The 4,283-nt window shown below is 54.5% G+C and carries 4 protein-coding genes; 1 reads left to right on the top strand and 3 read right to left on the bottom strand.

All coding sequences use genetic code 11. The features are described 5' to 3' along the window. Window positions 1-14 precede the first annotated feature (14 nt). The 3 genes from AB5Y54_RS02060 to AB5Y54_RS02070 all read right to left on the bottom strand — a co-directional run bounded on the left by AB5Y54_RS02060 (window position 15) and on the right by AB5Y54_RS02070 (window position 3,218). Entirely contained in the window at window positions 15-1,052 is a 1,038-nt protein-coding gene (locus tag AB5Y54_RS02060) for an IS630-like element ISAeme16 family transposase (protein ID WP_041206064.1), read from the bottom strand. A 528-nt stretch (window positions 1,053-1,580) separates the two neighbouring features. After that, window positions 1,581-1,832 (bottom strand): type II toxin-antitoxin system Phd/YefM family antitoxin, encoded by a 252-nt coding sequence (locus AB5Y54_RS02065; protein WP_010674977.1) that lies wholly within the window; start codon window positions 1,830-1,832, stop codon window positions 1,581-1,583. 78 nt (window positions 1,833-1,910) lie between these two features. Then, the gene (locus AB5Y54_RS02070) at window positions 1,911-3,218 is read right to left on the bottom strand and encodes a Fic family protein (protein WP_368153165.1); all 1,308 of its coding nucleotides are present in this window, start codon (window positions 3,216-3,218) and stop codon (window positions 1,911-1,913) included. A gap of 254 nt (window positions 3,219-3,472) precedes the next feature. Here AB5Y54_RS02070 and AB5Y54_RS02075 point away from each other — a divergent pair, with 254 nt between their 5' ends. Then, window positions 3,473-3,925: an antitoxin Xre/MbcA/ParS toxin-binding domain-containing protein gene (locus AB5Y54_RS02075; RefSeq protein ID WP_021140686.1), complete on the top strand. Its 453-nt coding sequence runs from the start codon at window positions 3,473-3,475 to the stop codon at window positions 3,923-3,925. Window positions 3,926-4,283: the final 358 nt, after the last annotated feature.

Genomic DNA, 4,283 nt, shown 5'->3' on the forward strand with positions numbered 1-4,283 from the left:
CTAAATAGCTGATCCTAATTTCGCTCCAGTTGCATAAGCCCATGTCCATTACCGGGGAACGGGGCGGCATGATCCAGGAAGTAGAACACGCGACGTAATAACTCACCCAATGTGCGGCATTGGTGGTTCCGGGTGATCGTTTCATGGAGGGCATGCCACAGCCGCTCAATCTGGTTCACCCATGGCGAATACACCGGCTGAAAAAGCACGATGAACTTCGGATTTTTTGCCAGCCATCGCTGTGCTTTTTTGCTCTTGTGGATGATGTAGTTATCCAGGATCAGCGTGATGCTCTTGGCGCGCCGATAAGTCCGCTTTAGTGTTTGGAGCAGTGACAAGAACAAGTCCGTGTCTTTGCTATCGCTCGCCACATAGGTCACGTTACCTGTTCCGGCATGCAGGGCGCCAGCGAGGTAATGTTTGCGATTCTGGCCCGGAGTTGCCACTTTCTTCTGCTTCCCTCGCATCATCCAGTCCGCCCCCAGCTTGGGATTTAGGTGGATATCCACCTCATCTTCATAGAACACGGGATGGTCCGCACTGCAGCGTCCCAAGGCCTCATTGATAGCGGCCATTTTCCGCTCTTTATGGGGATCGCGGATGTGCAAAGTGGGCGCGGCCCGGCGCCAGACAATCCCTAGCCTGGGCAGCCATCGCCGTATTGTTGAAGCATGCAATGTCAGGCGCCAACTCCGTTTGAGTTCAAGCGCCATCAGTTCGGTACTCCAACGCGAGCGCTGATATCCGAGCTCCTGTGGAGACAACTGGATCAACAGCTGTAATAGACCCGAGATGTGAGCAAATGGCAGCACCGGCTTGCGCCCCCGAGGCTCGCTTTCAAGCCCCTCCAGACCGTACAAGGTGTACCAGTTCACCCAGCGATTGATCGATGACCGGGCGGCGGCTGTGAGCCGAGAAACAGCCGAGACACTGTGCCCGTCAGCAAGGAGCAAGATGGCGTTGAGCCTCCGGCAGAGATCTTTATCTTTGGTCCGGTGCATCTTGTTGATGATCCGGCGTCGCTCATCATGGTCGGGGAGTGTTAGTATCATTTCGGGCTCGGCTCGTTTGTCGTTTGATTGGTTTGGCGATTAATCAGATCGCACAAACGACGCCGAGTTCCCTTCTTTCCCGGATAAGTGATCTACATTTCGGAACGGTTATTTAGGCTAACGTCTTGCCGCCGGGCGCAGCCTACCGCATGAAGTCCGAGCACGACAACAAGCTGCTGATGGATCTTCGATCCAAAAATCGGATGGTTGCACACACTCCAGGGTGGTCAAAATTGGACGCTGAAAACCCCGGATGGATGAGTCAGACAGGAATGCCGCCTGACGGCCTTTGCTTTTCAGTGGTTCGTCTCCATCGGAAGCGCCCAAGTGAATTCCCCTTTATTACTACACCGGGGCCCAGATCAGCAGGCGCTGCCAGTTCGCTCACACAATGAGGGGAGGAGGGCCATGACGCGACTAATGCTGCGATGACAATAAGGGGCATCGTAGCGTTGATCTCCAGCCCGCGCTTGATCAACGTTGACTTGCAAGAGCTGAGGGGAGTGATGGCAAGGATGGGATTCTAAATCATAGGTCCTCCAGGTTGACGCTGACGAACTCCGACCGTTTGACTCGCTCATCGACAATACGGTTCAGCTCGGCATCTTCGGCCAGTTCCAGATAGTAGGCGTAGAGCTCAGGCGGCACACAATAGAATGCTGGCTCGTTACGATAGAGGATGGCGACGGCATCGCCTTTTCCCTCTTTGATGGTCCCCATTGGATTGCGTCTGAGCTCTGTGATATTGGCAGTGGTGGCTGCCAGGCTTTGGTAACTCATGATGATGTCCTCGGCATAGAGCACCGCACTATGGAATACCTTAATAGATACTCAACTCGACGATTGTCACAGTATCAATCAGCGCCCATGTTGCGCTTTCCACGCGATAAACTCCGAGGGCCGTAAACCATAGCGTGCCAGAACACCTTCATGCAGCCTTCGCAACTCTTCAACAATCAGTGCCTGTACGGCCGATCGCTCTTGCTGCGGGACGTTCCCTGACACCGCTTGTTCAATGGTGCTGAGTGGATCAAGTTGGATCGACGTGACGACCCCACGGACAGTCTGTTTGATAAGATCCCGCCATGCTAGGCGAAGTGGGTCAGGTTCGGCGAGATCCCGCTTGATGGCAAGATATTCTTGGGTTGAACGTTCATAAGCCCACACGTACAGGTCGCGTAGCAGTTCGATGCGGGCCATTTCGTACACACCGAGGGTGGCGCGGCTGTAGGCCTGTTCTGGTACATCGAGGAAGGTGAGCGGGCAGAGGTTGCCACGAAACAGGGGGAGATTCGCGGCCAGGCGGGAAGTGCGTTTATTGATGTCGGCAAAAGGTTGTAGGTAGGGCAAGTGCACCATCATGAAAAACGATTGTTCAAACGGATCGTGGATCTGATTGGCTTTGCTCAGCACCTCGTCCAGCACCTCTTCGATTTGTTGTGCCGTGGATAACGGGCGATAGATACTTTTACTGATGTCGACAGCATGTTGGCGAATGCGCCCCTCATCGGCAGGGTTGGGTAGCAAGTTTTCCGCCAGGGCGCTGTGCAAGTTCATCAGGGTGTAGCGGTTAAATTCGGCACTGTCGATGTTTTCGACCAGTAACTCGATCGCGGTTTTATGGTTCAGGATCATCTGCGTTTCGATGGCTCCCTTACCCCGCGCGGCCTTGCCGTGCTCGATAAGTTCACGGGTGTCTAGCCTGCTATAGGTATTACCTTCCAGGTGGCTCGATGCCCATGATAAGTCGATCAACAAACGGTTCAGGATCGCTCGACTGTATGTGCCGGCAGGCTCATCGATGTCTGTGGTCTTGCCCATGTTGTGCAACTGACGGCGCAGTGATTCGGACAGGTAACAGGTTTCGTTGGGATGATATGCCTGCAAGAAATCATGCTGATAGCCCACGGGCTTGCGGGCTGGGAGGGGCTGGTCGATATAGGCAAGGATATCCAGGCTGTCGGCAGAGAGTGGGATGAACGCGGGGAAACTGTCCACCTTGGCTATCCGGGGCTCGGTATGGCTCTCGGAGTCAGCATGATAGCGGCGAGCCCGTCCTTCGCCTTGGGCTGTGATGTGGCCGCTTTCAATCAGCTTGGCTATCAGGCGCTGTGCGGTGCGTCTGGCAATGCTCGGGTGGCGGCCCAGCAGTTCAGCCAGCGTCAATCCGCTTTCGGATCCCCTGATAGTCTCTAGTAGGTCTGTGGTCGCTGACATCGTGTTTGTTGGCGCGTTTTTCATATATATGGCGCCATTTTGGCGCAGTTAACTAAACTGCGCCAGTTTTAGTGGCAAGTTTGGCGCAGTTTTGCGGTGGCTTCATAGGTTAACGTTTGGGGTTTGAAAGAGTCCTGCATCGTTGATGGTATGGTTTAGATGGGCTAGTTTAAAGGCGCAATGATACAGGGAGCCGCCTCGCCATGTCCTACGCTGCTTATCGTTCTGTTCGCCAGATCCGCCAACCGAAGGGGCTGATGGCCTCGCTGGCCTTGCCCCAGGAGCTTGTGGGGGCGCATCATCTCATTGTGGCTGGAATGGCTCCCTCCATCGTCAATGAACTGGCTGCGTTGCTGGGCTGCGACGTCAAGATAGTCTGTCAGCTGGTTGGCATTGACCGCTCGACGGTGACACGCAAGCGCACTGCGGCGGCCCTGCTGTCCCGCGCTCAGAGTGCCCGTATCTATTCATTCGTTAGTGTGATGGAGGCTGCGGAGTCGCTGTTCGAGGGGGACAGGGGGAAGGCGCTTGAGTGGTTGAACAAACCTGCCCGGGCGCTGGGAGGAAACCCTCCTGCTACTTTCCTGACGACCGCTGTCGGAGCTCAGGCAGTTATCGATCTCATCGGTCAGATTGAGCATGGCGTCGTCGTTTGATGGCGACCTATCTCGCTGAAGGCGTTACCGCTCGACAGCGGTGTCCAGCATGTGCAGGAGAAAGCCAAGTATTGTTCAATTGACGTCACCCGAGTCAGTCACATTCCCCCTTGCATATCGGCTAAGGAAGGTGCGAATAAGCGGGGAAATTCTTCTCGGCTGACTCAGTCATTTCATTTCTTCATGTTTGAGCCGATTTTTTCTCCCGTAAATGCCTTGAATCAGCCTATTTAGACCGTTTCTTCGCCATTTAAGGCGTTATCCCCAGTTTTTAGTGAGATCTCTCCCACTGACGTATCATTTGGTCCGCCCGAAACAGGTTGGCCAGCGTGAATAACATCGCCAGTTGGTTATCGTT

Origin of the sequence: Aeromonas sp. s9, assembly GCF_040907765.1 — a bacterium.
In the GTDB taxonomy this organism is placed as follows: domain Bacteria; phylum Pseudomonadota; class Gammaproteobacteria; order Enterobacterales; family Aeromonadaceae; genus Aeromonas; species Aeromonas caviae.

Excerpts from the sequence above, each read along its gene's own strand:
- AB5Y54_RS02075 (WP_021140686.1), top strand. The coding sequence starts at position 3,473 with ATGTCCTACGCTGCTTATCGTTCTGTTCGCCAGATCCGCCAACCGAAG.
- AB5Y54_RS02065 (WP_010674977.1), bottom strand. The coding sequence starts at position 1,832 with ATGAGTTACCAAAGCCTGGCAGCCACCACTGCCAATATCACAGAGCTC.
- AB5Y54_RS02060 (WP_041206064.1), bottom strand. The coding sequence starts at position 1,052 with ATGATACTAACACTCCCCGACCATGATGAGCGACGCCGGATCATCAAC.